Genomic DNA, 19,179 nt, shown 5'->3' on the forward strand with positions numbered 1-19,179 from the left:
TCCAACGGGAATTATACGGCAACCCTGGCTGTGTTCTGGATGTAGTCCTTTAGGTCGTCGATGGTCACCACGGGAATGTCGTGACGCCTGGAAAATTCCAGAATTTCGGGCATGCGGGCCATGGTTCCGTCGGGGTTGGTTACTTCGCACAGCACCCCGTACGGTTTGAGTCCGGCCAGACGCATGAGATCCACGGTCGCTTCGGTATGTCCCTCGCGTTCCAGGACTCCACCGGGCCTGGCTTGCAGGGGAAAGACATGTCCGGGACGGTGTAAATCGGCGGGGGTGGCGTCATCGGCGATGGCGGCATGCACGGTTCGGACCCGGTCCGTCGCCGAGACTCCGGTGGTCACGCCCTGGGCGGCCTCGATGCTGACCGTGAACGCGGTTTGATAGCGGCTGGAATTGGTCGCGACCATGGGCGTCAGACCCAGGGCTTGGGTTTTGGACTCGGGCAGGCACAAACAGACGATCCCGCTGCATTCGCGGATGAGCATGGCCATTTGTGTCGCGGTCAGGGTTTGGGCTGGAAAAACGAGGTCGCCCTCGTTTTCCCGGTTTTCGTTGTCGGTCACCAAGACTCCGCGACCATTCCGAAGGGAGGCAAGGGCGCGTTCGACCCGGTCGAGGGGGGAGAGCTGATCAAAAAGGCTGGTCTGATTCACGGTGGTACTCCTGTCGTGACGTGAATCAGGGCGCGGCCACAAAGAACCGTCCAGTTCATGAACGGTGGCCGTCTTCTCTTCCATCCGGACTGTTACCGTCGGCCCTGGCCTCGCACCAGGTCTGCTGACCTTCCGGACATCCGGAAGCGCTCGCGGGCTCCCCGCCGCGAAGCGGGATACCGCCGGTGGGGAATTTCACCCCGCCCTGAGAATCAGGGCACCATGCGCGGCCACATATTACCTGTCAAGAATTTGTTGCCGTCCATTCCGGTGGGTATTCCGGCGTTGCCTATTGACCGGGAACAAGATAGAAAAACAGAAATGCAGCGCCACAAGGATATCCTTGTGGCTTTTTTTTCCAGACCTCTCATCCCAAGGATCCTCGATGTCCCAAAAACAAATACAGGCCGGTAGTTCCGTGGAGTCCATGTGTAAACGATGCAAGACTGTCACCGACCACCATGTCGTGGTCATGGATGGTGACAAGATCGCCAAGGTGGAATGCAAGGTGTGTGGAGGCCGACATGCTTTCCAATCGGCCACGCCCGCTCCCAAGGCCAAGCCCAAGACCACGACTCCTCGGGCTCCGAAGGGGCAGTCCGCGGCGGCCCAACGCAGGCAAAGCGCCGCCGTGGAGGCGGTCTGGGAGAAGAACGTGGCCGGAAGCGTTCCCCAACCCTATGCCATGACCTTTTCCTTCAAGGCCGGGGACGTCATCGACCACCCTACTTTTGGTCTTGGACATGTCCAAAAAATGATCGCGGCGAACACCATGGAGGTTTTGTTTCACGACGGTATCCGCAATCTGCGCTGCGCTCCGGGGAAATAATCCCGACCGGATTGGCGTTTCGTCGAATTTCCCTCCTTGGTGGCGCCCATGCCATGCTCTGATCACCGTTGATGTATCCAGGCGGAGACTGTTTGCCAGGGTCGTGTGAAAAATGAAAGACAAACCATCCGTTTCGGTCATGGGGCGCGCTCTGTGGCGTTTGACGCGGTTTGCCCGGCCACACGGCTCTTTGGTCGTGCTTGGATTGGCGGCCAATGCCGGCGCGCGTTTTTTTGATTTGCTGCCCATGATCGTGGTAGGCCAGGTCGTCGATACCGTGACCCGCGCCATCCGGGATGGGCAGGATCTGGCTCGGACCGAGTTTGTCTGGGCCGGCCTGCTTGTCCTGGCCACTTTTGCCGGTCTGGCCCTTTTCCAAAGCCTGAGCGATTACTGTCTGGACACCGTGGCCCAGAAGATCAGGCACGAGCTCCGGGTGGCCCTTTATGCCCACGTCCAGAAACTCGATGTATCCTATTTCGAGTCCCGCCAGACTGGAGACATCATGGCTGTCCTGGCCGGGGACGTGGACAATCTGGAACGGTTTTTCTCCGACACCTTGACCAGCATCGTCCGCCTGGTCATCACGTTCTCCGGTGTGTACGGCATCCTTTTCTGGCTCGATTGGCATTTGGCCGTATTGTTGATGGCGCCCATGCCCCTGGCGGTTTGGGCCGTGCGCTTTTTCGCCACCCGTGTCGCCCCGCGCTACCGCGAGGCAAGGCGGTCCGTGGGCGAAATCAATGCCGTTCTTGAAAACAACGTCCAGGGCATGCCGGTTATCCAGGCGTATTCAGCCCAGAGTCACCAGACAGAGCGTATCCGTCAGTGCTCCGCCGAGTATCGCGACGCGGCCATGCGCGCGGCCAAGGAGCGTGCCCGTTTCATTCCCCTGTTGTACGGGGTGGCTGGCGTGGGCTACGGCCTTTTGATCGGCCTGGGCGGGTGGATGACCCTGACGGGCACCGGCCCGAGCCTGGGGGATTTCACGACGTTTGTGCTCATGGCCATGCGCCTTGTCCTGCCGCTGTTCATTTTTGGCATGCTCATCAATCAGATCCAGCAGTCCGAGGCTTCGGCGCTGCGTATCAACGAGATTTTTGACACCAATCCCGTGGTTCGCGACCGTCCTGGATCCAGGGAGCTCGCCGGAGACTTGGAGCGGGTGGACGTCCATGACGTTTCTTTTGCCTATCCCGATCGAGATCGTGTTTTGTGTGGTATTTCCCTTTCCTTGGAACGGGGACGGGTCTTGGGCGTGGTTGGGCCGACGGGTGCTGGCAAGAGTTCCCTTGCCAAGCTCATGCTCCGCTATTTTGACCCCACCGAAGGGGAGATCGTGGTCAATGGAGTCCCCTTGTCCGATATCGCCCTGGATTCCTGGAGGCGCCGCATCGGATATGTTTCCCAGGACGCGTATTTGTTTCATGGCAGCGTGGACGAGAATATCCGTCTGGGCTCGCCCCTGGCCGTCGAAGCCGACGTCATCCAGGCCGCGCGCATGGCTGGAGCCCACGAGTTCATCGCGGCCTTGCCCCATGGCTATGCCACGATGGTCGGAGACCGGGGACTGAAGTTGTCTGGCGGTCAGCGGCAGCGAATTTCCCTGGCCCGGGCCATTTTGCGCGCTCCGGAATTTTTGATTTTGGACGAGGCAACGTCCAGCGTGGATACCCGGACCGAGGAAGTCATCCAAAGTAATCTCAAATCGCTCCGTGATGGCCGCATCACACTGGCCATTGCCCATCGTTTGTCCACGGTCCGGCATTGCGACGAAATCGTTGTTGTTGTCGATGGCGTCATTGTCGAGCGCGGAACGCACGCGGGTTTGGTGGACGCCGGCGGTGTTTACGCGGGACTGTGGCGGGTGCAGAGCGGTCTGTAGCCGGGGCGCGATTCTTGCTTGATGTTGGAGTTCCCCGCGCGGCGCATGGGGAAGGCCAGCTGAATTTTTTTGATTTGTTCTTTTTCTCGTTGAGCCAGATTGGTATTGCATGGTTCAGGCGGGATTGGGGAGTCTGGAAAATTCGGATTTTTGTCCGGGAAAAATGGATTTGCAGAGACAAGGAGGCGTTATGGACGTGGCGATTGAAAAACAGAAATGGGCATGGTGTTTTTTGTCCGTGGCAATGCTCGTGGTCGTATCCCTGGCGTGTTCATTCAGAACGGTCCACGCCAGCACGGAGGTCAAGGACCATGGCGTGGTCATTATTGGAAAGAATTACGTTGATGTGGATATCAACGACGAGGGCGTGACAGTCAAAAGCAAAAAGAAAATTTTCGCGCCGACCACGTTTCTCGGAGCTGAAGGCACGGCGTTGATGCTTTTTCTACACAACAGAATAACCCGCGACATGGGCGTCGACATTGTCGAGCGGACCTACACGGGCAGGATCGAAAGGCGGGACGCCGAGAAAATTGTTGACCGGGTGCTTGCTTTTTACAGGGACAACAAGTTGGTTTTCAAAAGTCGGTTCGAGGAAAGGCCGGCCACGAAAGTCGGCATTCTGCGTTTTCGGATTTAGTGCATCCATTGGCAGGGGGCGCATGCCCGATGTTGACCAAAAGGGCATTCGCCCCTGTCTACGCCGTTTGCCGGTCCCGTTCCCCGAGCATGGCCAGGACCATCTCCTTTTCCGCGTTCATCCTCCCCCGCACGCTGGCCTGAACCGAGGCTGTCGACGACCCGAAATGCTCCTTGCGATCATCGTACACGTTGTTGATGAGCTGTTGCGCGAAAGCGGTACCCGAGTGCGTGCCCTTGATGGAGCTGATGATCCGGCCAAAAATTCCGGCAGCTCCGGCCGGACCGTGCTGGACCGACGTGCTCCATAGGGCTTCCTGGGCCGCCTTGGGCAAGGTGTCCATGTCCACGCCGGTTTTGGCCAAAATTTTTTGGCGGGCCGGTTCGTAGTGCGTGGCGTCGACGAACTCTCGCTGGATTTGTCCAAATCGATCCGGGTCTTCCTTGGCGATGGCCGCCCATGCCTCGGGCATGCGACCCTTTCGGGAGCCGGTGTTGGCCGGCCCGGCCGCCTTGAGCTTGGCCGCCCAAGAGGGCTCCCGCTCTTCCAGATATTCAATGAACCGCCCCATGGTGCCGGGTTTCGACGCGATTTGATATGTGCCATAGGACGTGCCGCCCGTTCGGTCATAGCCGATGGCGTTCACGCCCTGGGTTCCGGACTCGAATCGCGCGGACAGGCTGCCCACGCCCTGGTGGGCTGATTGTTGACTCCGTGATGCCTTGCTGGAAATTTTGCTCCGCAAGCTCACGAGGCTGGACAGCCCATTCAGGGCGTCACGCATGAGCGTGTTTTCCATTCCCGACCCTTGTAGATTTTCCAGGACGTCCCTGTCGGATTGCGACATGGCGTTTTGGATCTGGCGCTGAAATCCGCCGGCTTTTTGGCTTGTGCCGGCGAGAGCGCGGTTGCTTCGGTCCGGGGCCGTGCCCATGAGGGTCATCAAGTGCAGGGGATCAATCAAGGTCATGCGCGGTCTCCGTGTCAAAAAACTGTCGATAGTGTGTGCCCACAAATGACAAGCAGTTTTCAGGCCAATTTTTCGGAGCTGCTCGCGAAACGCCGGCACGGCTCGTTTCCTGGACGATGTGGTCACGCTTTTGTCACGTTCTTGTCATGCATTTACGCCAATGATACGTGATTTTGCCTCCATGTCTTTCACCATCCAAAAGGAGAGTTGTCGCATGAAAAAAATGATTGTGTTGGCGGCGTTGTTGGTGCTGGCTTCGACCCCGGTCATGGCCGAAACCCTGCAGCTCTTGACCTGGAAAGGGTACGCGCCAAAGGAATTGGTGGACAAATTTCAAAAGGAAACCGGGATCACTGTCGAAGTGACCTATTCCAACAACGAAGAGATGATCGCCAAGCTGCGGGCCACGCGCGGCGCCGGCTTTGATCTGGCCCAACCCAGCCAGGATCGTATTTCCTCGGTACAAGAGGCGTTCGGTATCTACCAGCCCATCGACTACTCCAAGATCGACACGAATTTATTCATTCCGTCCATGCTCGACGCGGTCAAGAAGAACACCGTGGTCAAGGCCCAGTCCCATGCCGTGCCGTTTTGTTGGGGTACTTCGGGTCTGGTCGTCAACGCGGCCAAGGCCCAGGGCGCGACATCCTGGAAGGCGCTCGTCGATCCCCGGTACAAGGGCCGCGTCAGCTACCGTCTGAAGCGTCCCGTGATCATCGGCCTGGCCTTCGCGCTCGGGTACGATCCCTTCGCGCTGTATGCCGATGAGAAAGGGTATGCCGAGATGTTGATGAAGGTCGAGGCGGAGTTGATCAAGGCCAAGCCCTTGGTCAAGAATTACTGGGCCAATGGCGATCAGCTCTTGGAGTCCGTCCGTTCCGGCGAGGTGACCGTGGCCGAGGCCTGGGACAATGGTGGGTGGAAGCTGCACGACGAGAACAAGGATTTGGATTTCGTGGCCCCTGTTGAAGGCGCCCTGGGCTGGATCGACACGTTTGCCATTCCGGCCAAGGCCAAGAATGTGGATGCCGCCTACAAATGGATCAATTTCATGATGAAGCCCGAACACGCCGCGCTGTTCACCAGTGCCGAAAAGACGCCCACGGCCTCCAGGGACGCGGGCAAATTTATCGATCCGGCTTTTCAGGCGCATTTCGAACGATCCTTTCCGCAGGCGGTGATTGACAACATCAAATGGTACCCACCGGTTCCAGCCAAGCTCGAAGCCCTGGAAGGCAAGGTGCTGGACAAAGTCAAGGCATCGAAATAGCGTGCTTTTCGTCAATGGCCGGGAGCTGTTCCCGGCCACAACTTTTTGGGAGAACCATGGACGTCGATCTGGCCATCACGCATCTGGTCAAGCAATTCGGAACCTTTCTGGCCGTGGACGATGTGTCCTTCGAGGTGCCCAAAGGGTCGTTTTTTTCCATTCTCGGTCCTTCGGGTTGTGGCAAGACCACGTTGTTGCGGATGATCGCCGGGTTCGAGACGCAAACCAGTGGAACCATCGCCATCAGCGGGCGGGACATGCAGGGCGTGGCCCCCAACAAACGGCCGGTTAACTTGGTCTTCCAGCACCTGGCCCTGTTTCCCATGATGGACGTGGCCGGGAACATCGCCTTTGACCTGAAACGGCGGGGTCTGTCCTCGGCCGAGATTCGCCGCCGCACCGATGAGATCCTGGAACGGGTCGATCTGCCTGGTTTTGGGGGCAAGCGTGTTCAGCAATTATCCGGAGGCCAAAGGCAGCGCGTGGCCATTGCCCGGTGTCTGGTTCTGGAGCCCACCGTGTTGCTGCTGGACGAGCCCTTGGGGGCCCTGGATTTGAAGTTGCGCGAACAGATGAAGGTCGAACTCAAGAAACTCCAGGCCAAGATCGGAACCACCTTTGTCTATATCACCCACGACCAGTCCGAGGCCCTGGTCATGTCCGACCGGGTGGCGGTGATGAACAAGGGACGTTTCGAGCAGGTTGGCACGCCGCGCGAGTTGTACTCCGATCCGTGCACGCCCTTTGTCGCGGGTTTTGTCGGCGACACCAACCGCTGGCTCGGGGAGGTGCGGGGCCTGGACGGAGACGTGGCCGAGATCCGGACCACGGAAGGCTTTGTCTTTCGGTCCCGGTTTCGTCCTGGGATGACATCCGGGCAGCAGGCCATGCTTTTTTTGCGGCCCGAGGCCATGCGGATCGAGCCCGCCCCGGCTCCTGGGCTGAATCGCTTTCCGGTCACGGTCAAGGCCGTGCTTTTCGATGGCGCCAACAGCCGTTTGCTGACCATCACTGCTTCTGGTCATGAATTGCTGGTGGCCTTGCCCCAGAATCGGTCCTTCGATCATATTGTTCCGGGTGCGGTCATCGATATTGGATGGCATCCCCAGTCCGGCATCGCCTTCGAGCACCGGGGAGACGAGGCATGAGGATGCGCGCCACGTTCTGGTTTTTCCTGACTCCGGTTTTGCTGTGGCTTTTTTTGCTCATCCTCCTGCCGCATCTGGATCTTCTGATCCTCAGTTTTCGCGCCGACGGCGCCTGGACCCTGGCCAACTACATCACGTTTTTCACCGAGCCCATCTATTGGAACACATTCGTGCGCACGGCTTTGTATTCCATCGTGACCACGTTTTTGACCCTGATCCTGTCCCTGCCCGTGGCCTTTTACGTCACCAAGCTGGCCCGTCCGGGAGTGCGCGGTTTTTTCATGGTCCTTTTGCTGCTGCCGTTTTGGGTCAGCGAGCTGGTCCGGGTCTATGGCTGGATGATTTTGCTGCGCGAGTCCGGAGTGATCAATTATTTTTTGCTCAAAACAGGGCTGGCGCACGCCCCCGTCGAGATGCTCTACAATGACGCCACCATGATCATGGGTTTGGTTTATACCTCGATGCTGTTCATGGTCGTGCCGCTGGTCTCGGTCATGGAAGGCCTGGACGACAGCCTGATCGAGGCCGCCCACGATTTGGGCGCGAGCAAGCCGGTGATTTGGTGGTCGATCATCATCCCGCATTGCAAATCGGGCATTACCTCGGGCTCCATCGTGGTTTTCATGTTGGTTCTGGGAAATTATCTGACCCCGAATCTGATGGGCGGCAAGAATTCCCTGTGGTTCACGGAGCAAATTTACAATCAGTTCATCGCCAGCTTCAACTGGAACCAGGGTGCCGCCTTTGGATTTTTGCTGCTGGTTTTAAGCTCCGGCATCATCTGGGGCGGGCTCAAACTGTCCGGACAAAAGCTGGGCGAGGTGGCGTCATGATCCGTGGCCTGCCCAGATCCAGGCGGTATGACTGGTCCTTCGGGCTTTTCATTGCCCTGTATTTTATTTTTTTGTTCGCGCCCCTGGCGGTGACCTGTGTCCTGGCCTTCAATGACTCGAATTTTCCATCCCTGCCCTGGAACGGATTCAGCGTGGATTGGTTTTTCGCGGCCGGCCCGGAGCGGGTGGGGATTTTCGAGGACGCGGACAATTTGCGCGCCCTCAAGGTCAGTCTGCAAACCGCGGCCTGGGTATCGGTCTTGTGCGTGCTGGTTGGGGTCTGCGCGGCTTTTTTGTTCGAACAGGAAACATTTTGGGGCAAGGGCCTTTTGTATTTTCTGATGCTTGCGCCCCTGGTCATCCCCGGGGTGATTCTGGGCATTTCCATTTTGCTTGGCGCCAACACGGCCGGAGTGTTTTTCGAGGACTACCTGGGGTTGGATCTGGAGGTTTTCCGGCCCAGTTTCTGGCTGGTGATTCTGGGGCAGTTTTCGTTCATCACGACCTTTGTCTGTTTGGTGGTCTCGGCCAAGCTGCGCAAATTCGATCCAGCCCTGGAGGAGGCGGCTCTCAATTTGGGCGCGACCCGGTTTCAGGTGATCTGGTATATTACCCTGCGGTATTTGCGGAGTTCCATCATTGGCTCGGGAGCCGTGGCTTTTTTGATGAGTTTCGAAAATTTCAACACCACGCTTTTTTTGGTCGGTTCCCAACCAACCCTGCCCATCAATCTGTACCTGCAGGTCCGCGACGGCTCCACGCCGGTCATCAACGCCATCTCGTTGCTGTTGATCGTCGGCACCTTCTGTCTGGCCTTGATCAATCTGTATTTTGACCGGGCGGGCACGGACTGACGCGTTCACTTCCGAGGCGTCGGCCAGATGTCGTTCGTCCAAGGATGGATGGACTTGCGCCGCGGCGCGCGTCGTGGCGTGTGAATCCTTATGTGCTCGATTTGCAAGGGAGCTGGGCGCATTCATGATATTTCAATGCAGGAGGAACCATGCCGGGATACAAAGGGCATTTGATTGGCGGGGCGCTCGCCGCCGGCGCTGTTGGCGGCGGTGTGTATTGGTTTGGGCAATATCAGCCAGAGCCGCCGGTCGTGGCTGTTTTGGGCGGGTTGGTGCTGCTTGGTGCGCTTTTTCCGGACGTGGACACGGACTCCAAGGGTCAGCATGTGTTTTACACGATCCTGGGCGTGCTTGATTTTGCCCTCATCATCAAGGGGTTATACAGGTGGGCGGCCATCATCGGGTTCGTGGCCATGCTTCCCGCCATCGGGTCCCACAGGGGCTGGACGCACACCTGGTGGGCCATGCTTTTGGTGCCGCTGCCCCTGGTGCTGTTGCCGGTCTGGCTGTACGGCTCCTCGCCCCAGGACATGGCCCCGTATTACGCCGCGGCCGTGCTGGGGTACGCTTCCCATCTGTTGCTGGATCGGAAATTTTGAGTTTTTTAGCCGCGTTGACGTGGCGGATGCGCGGCGCCCAACTGCTCCAATCCTTGAAGATACTCGTCCGAATGGTCCAGGTAGAAAGCCAGGGCCTTGGAAAAATTCTTTCCGACCAATCCATCCACGAACAGTTGGCTGATCTCACGGTAGCGTTTGAGCACGAATTGTGATCGGTAGAAAATCAGCCATTCCTCCTGGGTCATGCTGCCAAGCAGTATGGACAGGGCTTTTCTGGCCCGTGGTTGGTACATCCAAAAATACATCAGATCCAACCCATTGACGATAAAGACCTGTTCGAGATCCCGGGTTTCATAGTTGATGGTTTCGATGAACATTTTGGGCGACCGCAGCATGTCCAGCACGTCCTCTTCCGGAAAAAGAACGTCCAGTCGGGCAAAGGCGTCGAACATGAGGATGAGTTTGGCGTGGTAGTCGGTCAGGCGCATGCGCACGTTGTTTTGGCGATCGGCCAGGCCTTCGATGACCGCGGCCACGCAGTCCGAGGCCAGCTTGGAAATCACGGCCGCCCATTTTTGCAGAGCCTGTTCGACTCCGGGAATGGCGGCCATGTGCATGGCGCCGGCCAGGCCGGCGTTGAAAAGGACCGCCAGGGGAATGGACAGAATGCTCCGGAAGAAATTGCCCACGGCCGCGCTCCGAGGCAGCCCGCGCACGATATTGTGGCTTGAGATGTAGATGCCATTGGCCAGGGCCATGACCGCATAGAGGGTTATGGGATCGGTCGCGGTGGTTATGCCCAGGCCTTTTTCCATCAACAGGCTTTTGACCAAAAAGTCGAGCAGGGGAACGGAAAAGCCCGTGTACAGCAATGATTCCGAGATACGGCTCCAGCTGACCAGGGAGTTCCATTGCAGCAGTGGAGAGCGCCGTAATCCGCCACCTCCCAGCACCGCCTGGATGATGTTGCGCACGCCCGTGATGCCGAACCAGATGAAGCCGCCCAGGTAGGCCAGCACCCACCAATCCTTGGTCAGGGCAAAGGTCAAAAAAGCCGGCACGAACCCGACCAAAATTTTGAGACAATTCTTGAACGCCGTGTTCAGATATCTGCAGCCCAGGCGACTTTTGATTCTGGGGGTGTCCGAAGCCTCGATGCGCAGTCCGTTGTCGTGGCAGGTCTGGACCCCGCCCAGGGTAAGGATGTTGCCTGGATGTCCCGGATGGATTTCGATCCGGTCCAGGCTCCAATCGACGCGCGAATCCTGGCCATTCATGTCGAGGCCGGGACAGCGTGCCAGCAGACTGGCGAAACATGACCGATCCGCGCTGGCGCCAAGCCGCGTCGAGGAGCGGGCCGTCATGCGGGCCGTGACGGGTATGAGCCGGCGTTGGCCGGGCTGCTGCCGGGCTTTTTCCCGTGCCCGGGCGGGCAGGGTGTCGATCACGACCAATCCCATGCCGTGCTGGTGGCGGGACTGGCCGGTGGAGCCGCTGCCGATGCGTGATTCCAGGGGGCGTTTTTTGTAAAATTTGTGGAAGGACTCGATGTCGAACAGAATATCGAGCAGCTTGGCCTTGCGTTCATTCATGACCGCCAGGGCGTGTTCGAGTTGCGGCACGAGGTTGGCGTCCTCCCCGGCCCTGGCCACCGCCAGGTTTTTCTCCAAGGTCAGGCGGTCTTCCTCGTGGGCCCAGACCACGGTCCGGATGGCCCGCTTCAAGGCGATGACGTTTTCTTCGTTCAGCGCTTTTTGCAGGGCCGAGACCTGGGCAAAAGTCCGCTCTGGGCTGATGAGTTCCACGGCGTCCCCGGGGCAGACGCGTGGCGCGTTGACGGGGAAGGACCATTTGCCCCGCGAGGCGTCCTTGAGATTGTAGACTTCCAGGTGGCTGACATGCCCCCGGCAATCGTACAGAATCTCCAGGGTATCGGGGATGCTCAGATTGCTCAGGTTGAGGGTGAAACGCGAGCCGGAATGGAATCGGGCCAGTCGCGGCAGAAGCTGGCCGGGTTCCAGATGCAGGATGGCGGGCACGTCCGGCCCGTTTTGTGGCGTGGTCGGATCGTGCAGGTCCGGATTGCGGCAGGGCTGCAGATAGGCCGAGATCAGCATTTCGGAATCGATGGCGTTCAGGCCGTCGACCAGCTGCGTCAACTCCTGGCGTCTTTCCGGCCTGGCCCGGGGATACTCCTGGCGCATTCGCTCCACGGCCTGCTTCAATTCCGGGAGCATGAGACTTTGGATGTACTTGGCCAGGTGCAGCAAGGAGGGCTGGCCGGTGCCGACAAACCGGGTGAATCCGGCTTCGTCCAATTCGGGCAGGTTCATGCCGTATTCGTCGTTGAGTGTCTGGCGGTGGCGCTGGTTGAAGGCGGCCAGGGCCTGGAACACGTACCGTTGCTGATAGGCCGAGACCTGTCTGCCGTCCTTCATGAAGTCCATGACCGGCTGTTCTTGCAGAAACTCCAGAAAGGATTGGCTGTCCGTGAATCCATGCGGTTCCCAGGTGATGCGCACATATTTTCCCCGGAAACGCGCCGAGACTTCGATGCCGATGCGGATATGCATGTCCAGGATGGCCGCCGCCTCAAGCAATTCCTCGACCACGGCCGGTTCGACATAGTTGTAATACACCACGGTCAAATAGCGGATACCCTTGACCCAGGCGTCCATGACCAGGTGGGTGGGGGATTTGCGGCCCTTGGTGTTGGCGTCGTGGACATGGTCGTCAAAGGCCAGCTGGTTCCATTCCTCGGGCATTTCGAGCAAATGGTATTTGTCCAGTTCGGCCCGCACCACGCGGGGCTTTCCCGCCGCGGCCATGCGGAAGTCGTGGGCCAGCTGGAGCTGCTTGAGTTCGTCGTCCGGATGGCGGATCAATTCCTTCATGATCTGGATCAGGACCCGGGCCGTGTTTTTACGCAGATAGGTCGTGGCCGAATGCAGGACTTCATCCATGAGGCTGCGCAGGGCGCCGAGTCGGTCCGAAGCCTTGCCGGCCTCGAGCGATCCCAACAGGCCGACGATGGCGTAGGCGATCCGCAATCCCTTGGGCGCGGCCATTTCCTTGATTCCATGCGGGTGCATGTAGGGCGCCAGCAGGGAGCTCATGGTCTGGGGACGCGTGCTCCGGGTCAGGACGTCGTTGACGATGCGCAAAAGCTGGTGATCGTTGTTGTCGAAGAAGAGGCGGGAATGGACGTGTTTCAAGTCAGTTCTCGCCGACGGTCCCGTTTTCGTTCTGTTTCCTGTCGCCCCGGTCGCGCAGGGTTTTTTTGCGGAAGGCGTCCTCCAGTTTGTAGAGCAGATCCTCGAAATCCGCTGGCTTCATCAGGTAGTCGAAGGCCCCGCCGTCCATGCCTTCCACGGCGGCCTCGACGCTGGCATGCCCGGTTAGCATGATGACCTCGGTGTTGGGCCATTGGTCCTTGATGCGCTTGAGAACCTCCAGGCCATCCATGCCCGGCATTTTGACATCCAGAACGACCACGTCACGAGGGAATTCGGCCATGAGTTCCAGGGCCTGCTCGCCACGGGTGGCGCCGACGGCCTCGATGCCGCGCTTGGTCAGGCGCTTGATGATGGTGCGTAGGAATTCTTCCTCGTCATCGACCAGCAAGACAGAAAATGTTTCCATGCGTACTCCGGAAAAGAAAGGTTTCGTGGACATGACGCCGTGACGGGGTGTCTGGAACGGGCCCTCGTGGACGTGGCCCGGATTCGCCGGGATCACGGGGAGCGAAGCATACATTGGCTTTGACTTCAATCCCTTCGGCCAGGGAAAATAACCTTGAATGCACCAACCCGTCCACCCCCGGCCTTGACCAGCCGCCTTCCAGGGATCAAGGAAGGGCATGGCGAAAAATGGAACCACCCTGGCCCCGGCATCCACCGAAGCCATCCTGGAAAGCATTTCCGATGGCGTGTTCACCGTGGATTCGAGCTGGCGCATCACGTTTTTCAATCGGGCGGCCGAGGAAATCACCGGCGTGCCCAAATCCGAGGCTCTGGGCCGGCTGTGCTCGGAAGTTTTTCGGTCCAGTCTGTGCGGCGACGACTGCCCGTTGCAACGCACCCTGGCCAGCGGGCGGCCGATTATCGGCTCGTGTGGGTATATCGTCACCGCCCAGGGCGAACGGCTGCCCATCAGCGTGTCCACCGCCGTGCTCCGCGACGAGACCGGCCGTGTCATCGGCGGCGCCGAAACCTTTCGCGACCTGTCCGAAATCGACGCCCTGAAGCGGGAGCTCGAAGGGCGCTATCATGTCGGCGAGCTGACCAGCCGCAGTCCGCGCATGCATCGGCTGTTCGGGGTTTTGCCGGCCATCGCGGCCAGTCCGAGCACTGTGCTGATCACCGGGGAGACGGGCACGGGCAAGGAGCTTTTCGCGAGGACGATCCATTCCCTGAGCCCCCAGGCCGGCGGCCCCTTCATTGCCGTGAATTGCGCGGCCCTGCCCGACACCCTGTTGGAGTCCGAATTGTTCGGGCACAAGGCCGGAGCCTTCACCGGGGCGATTCGGGATCGTCTGGGACGCTTTGCCCAGGCCCGGGGAGGGACCATCTTTCTGGATGAAATCGGGGAAATCAGCCCGGCCTTGCAGGTCCGCCTGCTGCGCGTGGTGCAGGAGCGCACCTTCGAACCTCTTGGGGCGTCCAGGACCGAAACCACGGATGCCCGGATCATCGCGGCCACCAACCGCAACTTGCCGGATCTGATCCGTTCGGGAGAATTTCGGGAGGATCTGTATTACCGGATCAACGTCGTCCGCTTGGAGCTGCCTCCCCTGCGTGAACGCAAGGAGGATATCGCCCTGCTGGTCGATCAGTTTATCCGGCATTTCAACCAGATCCAGAACCGCGCCGTGCCCGGCATTGATTCCGAGGCCTTGTCCCTGTTCATGGCGCACCATTGGCCGGGCAATATCCGCGAGCTGGAGAACGCTGTCGAAAGGGCGTTTATTCTTTGCGGCCGGGACCGGATCGGTATCGCCCATTTGCCCGAGGAACTGGCTCCCGCCGCGCGCCACGAGCATGCCGATCAATTGGACACGGCCCACGACTTGCTCGATATCCAGGCGATTCAGGAAGCCCTGGAGCGGAACGGTTTCAATCGACTGGCCGCGGCGCGCGAGCTTGGCATTCACAAGACCACGTTGTTTCGGCGCATGAAGCGTCTGGGTATGACCGCCCCGGCTCGGGATGGCCGGAGTCATCGGGAATAGTAGCCGTGGCGCTCTCGCGAAGGAGATCGAGGGTGCGGGGATGCAACGCTTCCCGCCTCTGGCGGGGTCGGATTTTTGAAAAAAACGGCCCGGGGTCTTGTTTGTGGTTTTTTGGGATTTCAGCGGCACGGTCCATGCTTTTTGGTGTGACCATGAGGAGTTTTCATGCCGCGTATAGCCATTCATGTCTGGCGGAACCGGGTCGCCCCTGTCTTTGACACGGGCGGGCGGATTCTGATTTTGGCCGATCAGCCGGAAGACGGCACCCTGAACTGTCCACAGCCCGCGTTGCGCGCCGAGGAAATGGTCGGATTGGGGGTCGATACCCTGATCTGCGGGGCCATTTCCCGGCCCATGCACGAGGCGCTCATGGCGCGGGGCATCCGTGTTGTCGGTTTCGTGGCCGGAGACGTGGAGATGGTGGTCGCGGCGTGGAAGAGCGGCGGCTTGGACGAACGTTTTGCCATGCCCGGCTGTCGGGGCATGGGGTTTGGGCGTGGCCGCCGGCGCGGGGTTGATTCCCGAATAAACCGCGAATCACGGAGGATGTCATGCCACGAGGAGATGGAACAGGACCACGGGGACTCGGGCCTCAAACCGGACGCGGCGCCTGGCTATGCACGGACCCGGATCAGGGGACGACGAGCCAGGGACTTGGCGTCGGCGCGGGCTTCGGACTTGGACGGAAACGGGGATTCTGTCGACGGATGACTCCTGGGGCGGGCTGGGCCGAACCGACGCCGCCCTCGGCCCCGACCGTCGAGGCCGAGGCACTGCAAGCCAGGGTGCGCCAGCTGGAGCAGGAACTTGCGACCGTGGCGACTCGGTTGCGAGAAATCGATAACAAATAACAGGTAACAGGCATCGAGGAATCGAATGGAGAACATGGAACACAGTGGGGCGCCCAAGGCCAGTGCGTGCGATTCGTGCAAGGATGGTTCGTGCTCGGCTTCCAAACGCCAGACCGGAGAGAACGACAGGGACTTCGAGGAACGTCGGGCCCTGCAATCGAGATTGTGTCATATCAAGCATAAAATCATGGTCATGTCCGGCAAGGGCGGAGTCGGCAAGAGCACGGTGGCCGTGAATCTGGCCATGGGACTCATGCTGGCTGGCAAGAAAGTCGGCCTGTTGGACGTGGACATTCACGGACCCAGCGTGCCGACCATGCTTGGCCTGGAAGGAGCCACCATCGAGAACGGCCCGGACGGTCTGCTGCCGGTGGAGCTGGGCAATTTGAAGGTCATGTCCATGGGCTTTTTGCTGCGCAATCCCGATGACGCGGTGATCTGGCGTGGACCAATGAAGGGTCAGGTCATCCGGCAGTTCTTGTCCGACGTGGCCTGGGGGGAGCTGGATTACCTGATCATCGACGCGCCTCCAGGAACGGGTGACGAGCCCTTGTCCGTGTGCCAGCTCATCAAGCCCATCGATGGAGCAGTGGTCGTGACCACGCCGCAGCGCGTGGCGGCCATGGATGTCCGCAAGTCCATCACGTTTTGCGCCCAGGTGGGGATGAAGGTGTTGGGTGTCGTCGAGAACATGAGTGGGTTTGTCTGTCCGAAGTGCGGCGAAGTGACCCAGATTTTGCGTTCCGGCGGCGGCAAGGCCATGGCCGAGGACATGGGCGTGCCCTTCATGGGCTCCATCCCCATTGATCCCCAAATCGCCGTGGCCGGAGACGAAGGACAGGCTTTTGTCATGCACTATGCGTCGAGTCCTTCCGCGGAATTGATGCGGGCGGTGGTCGAGCCCTTGCTGCATCTTCCCGATCCCAAGGCTGTTTAGGCGGGAGTGGCTATGACGCAACGGGCTGAATTGACGGTGTTGGTGGATAATCAGGCTGGTCCTGGGTGCATGCCGGAGCATGGCTTTGCCTTGTGGATCGAGACCAAGGACCGGCGTATTTTGCTGGACACCGGCCAGGGCGAGGCCCTGGCCGGAAACGCCCTGGCCCTGGGCATGGATTTGGGGCGGCTCAACACATTGGTTCTGAGTCATGGACATTATGACCATACCGGCGCGGTGCCGCTTGTTCTGGCGACCGCGTTGGAGGTCAATGTCCACGCCCATGCCGGCGTGACCGAGCCCCGGTACAGTGTCCGCGCGGGCGAGGCCCGGGATATCCGCATGCCGGCGGCCTCGGTTCGCGCCCTGTACCGACTGCCCTTGTTCCGGATGCATTGGGCCAGTGGGCCGGTGTCCCTGGGTGAAGGTCTGGGGCTGACCGGGGCCATTTCCCGGCGCACGGATTTCGAGGACACGGGCGGACCGTTTTTTCTCGATCCCGAGGGGCAGCGCCCGGATTTGCTCGAGGACGACCAGGCGCTATGGATCGCCACCGAAGCGGGGTTGGTGGTTTGCCTGGGCTGTTGCCATTCCGGGCTCATCAATACATTGACCTATGTGCGCGAAATCACTGGCGAGAATCGTATTCACGCCGTTATCGGTGGCTTGCATTTGAACGCGGCCAGCCCGGAACGGCTGGAAAAAACGGTGAACGCCTTGCGCGAGTCGCGGCCCGACATGCTCGTGCCGTGTCATTGCACGGGGGAGGCGGCCGCGACCTATCTCCGTGAAAATCTGGATTGTCCCGTGCAGACCGGGTATTCTGGATTCCGGATGGAGATCCCTTCGGCCTCGTGAACCGTTTGTGGGGCTGGATGCGTTGATCGGCACTCTTGATACACGGAGCAGGGCATGACCTACATCATCCACCCCATCGTCATGGGGACCAAGGTTTTCGACAAGGGCATGATGACCTATCAGTACGATTATGGCACCTCCTACACCATTCCCATCTATTGTTGGTATCTGGAAGGCGGGGACATCACGATCTTGGTCGATACCGGGGAGATGAACCCGGTTGTCTCGGAGGAGCGGGAGCGGGCCATCGGGGGCACGATCCACACCTTTGAAAGCGGTTTGGCCCGGTATGGCTTGAAACCTGAGGACATCGACATTGTCCTGCACACGCATCTGCACAATGATCACTGCGAAAATGATTACAAATGCGTCAACGCCCGGTTTTATGTCCACGAAAAAGAGCTGACCCGGGTTCATGATCCGCATCCGCTCGATTTCCGATACTTGGAAGATTACATCGAGGACGTCGAGGAAAACGGCCAGATCGTGGCCTTGACCCAGGACACGGAGATCGTGCCCGGCATTACCATGATCCACACACCCGCCCACACCGAAGGCGGTATGTCGGTGCGGGTGGAGACACCGCGCGGCAGCGCCCTGATCTGCGGGTTTTGCACTATTCTGGAAAATCTGTACCCCCCCAAGGCGATTCGGGCCATGGACATGGAGGTCATCCCGCCGGGTACCCATGTCGACACGTACGAAGCCTACGCCACCCTGGTCCGGGCAAAGACCCTGGCCGAACATATCCTGCCGCTACACGAACCCAAATGGGCCGGTATGGAGCGGGTGCCGGAATAGTCGAAATCCATGGCGCTTGCCACCGGGTCACGGATTCCGTGGAGCCGGCCAAGCCGGGATCGACCATGCTTCAGGCCTGCCCGAGGATTCGGCAAGCCGCGCAGGCCGCGCCGAAGCCGTTGTCGATATTGACCACGGTCACGCCACTGGCGCAGGAATTGAGCATGCTCAAAAGGGCCGAAAACCCGGACAGGGCCGCGCCGTAGCCGACCGACGTCGGCACGGCGATGACGGGCTGGGGCACCAGCCCCCCGACCACGCTGGCCAGGGCTCCTTCCATGCCGGCCACGACAATGACCACGCTGGCCCGCCGGATATCATCCAGCTTGTCGAACAAACGATGAATGCCGGCCACGCCCACGTCGGGATAGACGACCGCCCGCGCGCCGAGCATGACGCAGGTTTCCCTGGCCTCCTCGGCCACGGGCAGATCCGAGGTGCCGGCCGTGACAATGGCCACCTCGCCCGGCTTGGGGGTGATGTCCCGGCAAATGCCCGTCAACGTCCGGCCCAGGGCGTTGTGGCGCGCATGCGGACAGCGCGCGAGCACGTGGGCGGCCGTGTCCGGGGGCACGCGCGTGGCCAGGACATTGGCCTGCCCATGCAGGCGCTCGAAAATATCGCCGACCTGTCCGGGCGTCTTGCCCTCGGCGTAAACCACTTCGGGAAAGCCGTTGCGCCCGGTGCGGACAGTATCGAACTTGGTGTGATCCAGATCCAGATAACCCTTGTCCCTAAGGCGGTCCGCCGCGCCCTCCACATCCAGCTCGCCGCGCCGGACGGCGGCCAGAATCTCCCGCATCAGTGCGTCATTCATGCCCGTCCCTCCGTTTCGGTCTCGAAGCCGG

At 59.9% G+C, this 19,179-nt stretch carries 18 protein-coding genes and 1 riboswitch; of the genes, 13 read left to right on the forward strand and 5 right to left on the reverse strand.

What is annotated here, in order from left to right; genetic code table 11:
- Positions 1-11: 11 nt before the first annotated feature.
- The gene (gene ribB, locus EOL86_00640; protein ID NCD24086.1) at positions 12-665 is read right to left on the reverse strand and encodes a 3,4-dihydroxy-2-butanone-4-phosphate synthase; all 654 of its coding nucleotides are present in this window, start codon (positions 663-665) and stop codon (positions 12-14) included.
- 68 nt (positions 666-733) lie between these two features.
- Positions 734-882: riboswitch (FMN riboswitch) on the reverse strand.
- Between the two features lie 210 nt (positions 883-1,092).
- Here ribB and EOL86_00645 point away from each other — a divergent pair.
- The 3 genes from EOL86_00645 (at position 1,093) to EOL86_00655 (ending at position 4,019) form a co-directional block, all read left to right on the forward strand.
- A complete protein-coding gene (locus EOL86_00645) occupies positions 1,093-1,494 on the forward strand; it encodes a hypothetical protein (protein NCD24087.1) in 402 nt (133 codons plus the stop codon).
- Between the two features lie 112 nt (positions 1,495-1,606).
- On the forward strand, positions 1,607-3,379 hold the full coding sequence (locus EOL86_00650; GenBank protein NCD24088.1) for an ABC transporter ATP-binding protein: 1,773 nt from the start codon (positions 1,607-1,609) through the stop codon (positions 3,377-3,379).
- 190 nt (positions 3,380-3,569) lie between these two features.
- The gene (locus EOL86_00655) at positions 3,570-4,019 is read left to right on the forward strand and encodes a hypothetical protein (GenBank protein ID NCD24089.1); all 450 of its coding nucleotides are present in this window, start codon (positions 3,570-3,572) and stop codon (positions 4,017-4,019) included.
- A 58-nt stretch (positions 4,020-4,077) separates the two neighbouring features.
- Here EOL86_00655 and EOL86_00660 read toward each other — a convergent pair whose 3' ends face one another.
- A complete protein-coding gene (locus EOL86_00660; GenBank protein NCD24090.1) occupies positions 4,078-4,989 on the reverse strand; it encodes a hypothetical protein in 912 nt (303 codons plus the stop codon).
- 214 nt (positions 4,990-5,203) lie between these two features.
- Between EOL86_00660 and EOL86_00665 the strand changes: the two genes are divergently transcribed.
- The 5 genes from EOL86_00665 (at position 5,204) to EOL86_00685 (ending at position 9,693) form a co-directional block, all read left to right on the forward strand.
- Positions 5,204-6,259: an extracellular solute-binding protein gene (locus EOL86_00665; GenBank protein NCD24091.1), complete on the forward strand. Its 1,056-nt coding sequence runs from the start codon at positions 5,204-5,206 to the stop codon at positions 6,257-6,259.
- Positions 6,260-6,315: 56 nt separating this feature from the next.
- Entirely contained in the window at positions 6,316-7,407 is a 1,092-nt protein-coding gene (locus tag EOL86_00670) for an ABC transporter ATP-binding protein (GenBank protein ID NCD24092.1), read from the forward strand.
- On the forward strand, positions 7,404-8,240 hold the full coding sequence (locus EOL86_00675) for an ABC transporter permease (GenBank protein NCD24093.1): 837 nt from the start codon (positions 7,404-7,406) through the stop codon (positions 8,238-8,240). Before EOL86_00670 ends, EOL86_00675 begins: the two co-directional genes overlap by 4 nt.
- A complete protein-coding gene (locus EOL86_00680; protein ID NCD24094.1) occupies positions 8,237-9,094 on the forward strand; it encodes an ABC transporter permease in 858 nt (285 codons plus the stop codon). The genes EOL86_00675 and EOL86_00680 overlap by 4 nt, the downstream gene beginning before the upstream one ends.
- 149 nt (positions 9,095-9,243) lie before the next feature.
- Positions 9,244-9,693: a hypothetical protein gene (locus tag EOL86_00685; GenBank protein NCD24095.1), complete on the forward strand. Its 450-nt coding sequence runs from the start codon at positions 9,244-9,246 to the stop codon at positions 9,691-9,693.
- 5 nt (positions 9,694-9,698) lie between these two features.
- On the opposite strand, the gene EOL86_00690 is transcribed toward EOL86_00685, so the two are convergent.
- Positions 9,699-12,869, reverse strand: a complete 3,171-nt coding sequence (locus tag EOL86_00690) for a hypothetical protein (GenBank protein ID NCD24096.1) — start codon at positions 12,867-12,869, stop codon at positions 9,699-9,701.
- A 1-nt stretch (position 12,870) separates the two neighbouring features.
- Positions 12,871-13,296 carry a response regulator gene (locus EOL86_00695; GenBank protein ID NCD24097.1) on the reverse strand — a complete coding sequence of 142 codons (426 nt, stop codon included), beginning with the start codon at positions 13,294-13,296 and terminating at the stop codon, positions 12,871-12,873.
- Positions 13,297-13,513: 217 nt separating this feature from the next.
- Between EOL86_00695 and EOL86_00700 the strand changes: the two genes are divergently transcribed.
- The 5 genes from EOL86_00700 to EOL86_00720 all read left to right on the forward strand — a co-directional run bounded on the left by EOL86_00700 (position 13,514) and on the right by EOL86_00720 (position 18,331).
- The gene (locus EOL86_00700; protein ID NCD24098.1) at positions 13,514-14,884 is read left to right on the forward strand and encodes a PAS domain-containing protein; all 1,371 of its coding nucleotides are present in this window, start codon (positions 13,514-13,516) and stop codon (positions 14,882-14,884) included.
- A gap of 165 nt (positions 14,885-15,049) precedes the next feature.
- A complete protein-coding gene (locus EOL86_00705; protein ID NCD24099.1) occupies positions 15,050-15,595 on the forward strand; it encodes a hypothetical protein in 546 nt (181 codons plus the stop codon).
- Positions 15,596-15,760: 165 nt separating this feature from the next.
- Positions 15,761-16,672 carry an ATP-binding protein gene (locus tag EOL86_00710; protein ID NCD24100.1) on the forward strand — a complete coding sequence of 304 codons (912 nt, stop codon included), beginning with the start codon at positions 15,761-15,763 and terminating at the stop codon, positions 16,670-16,672.
- Positions 16,673-16,684: 12 nt separating this feature from the next.
- Positions 16,685-17,530 carry an MBL fold metallo-hydrolase gene (locus tag EOL86_00715; GenBank protein NCD24101.1) on the forward strand — a complete coding sequence of 282 codons (846 nt, stop codon included), beginning with the start codon at positions 16,685-16,687 and terminating at the stop codon, positions 17,528-17,530.
- 54 nt (positions 17,531-17,584) lie between these two features.
- On the forward strand, positions 17,585-18,331 hold the full coding sequence (locus EOL86_00720; GenBank protein NCD24102.1) for an N-acyl homoserine lactonase family protein: 747 nt from the start codon (positions 17,585-17,587) through the stop codon (positions 18,329-18,331).
- A 70-nt stretch (positions 18,332-18,401) separates the two neighbouring features.
- Here the strand turns inward: EOL86_00720 and larB are convergent, their stop codons facing one another.
- Positions 18,402-19,148 (reverse strand): nickel pincer cofactor biosynthesis protein LarB, encoded by a 747-nt coding sequence (larB, locus tag EOL86_00725; protein ID NCD24103.1) that lies wholly within the window; start codon positions 19,146-19,148, stop codon positions 18,402-18,404.
- Positions 19,149-19,179 lie beyond the last annotated feature (31 nt).

The organism is Deltaproteobacteria bacterium, from assembly GCA_009930495.1.
GTDB lineage: Bacteria > Desulfobacterota > Desulfovibrionia > Desulfovibrionales > Desulfomicrobiaceae > Desulfomicrobium.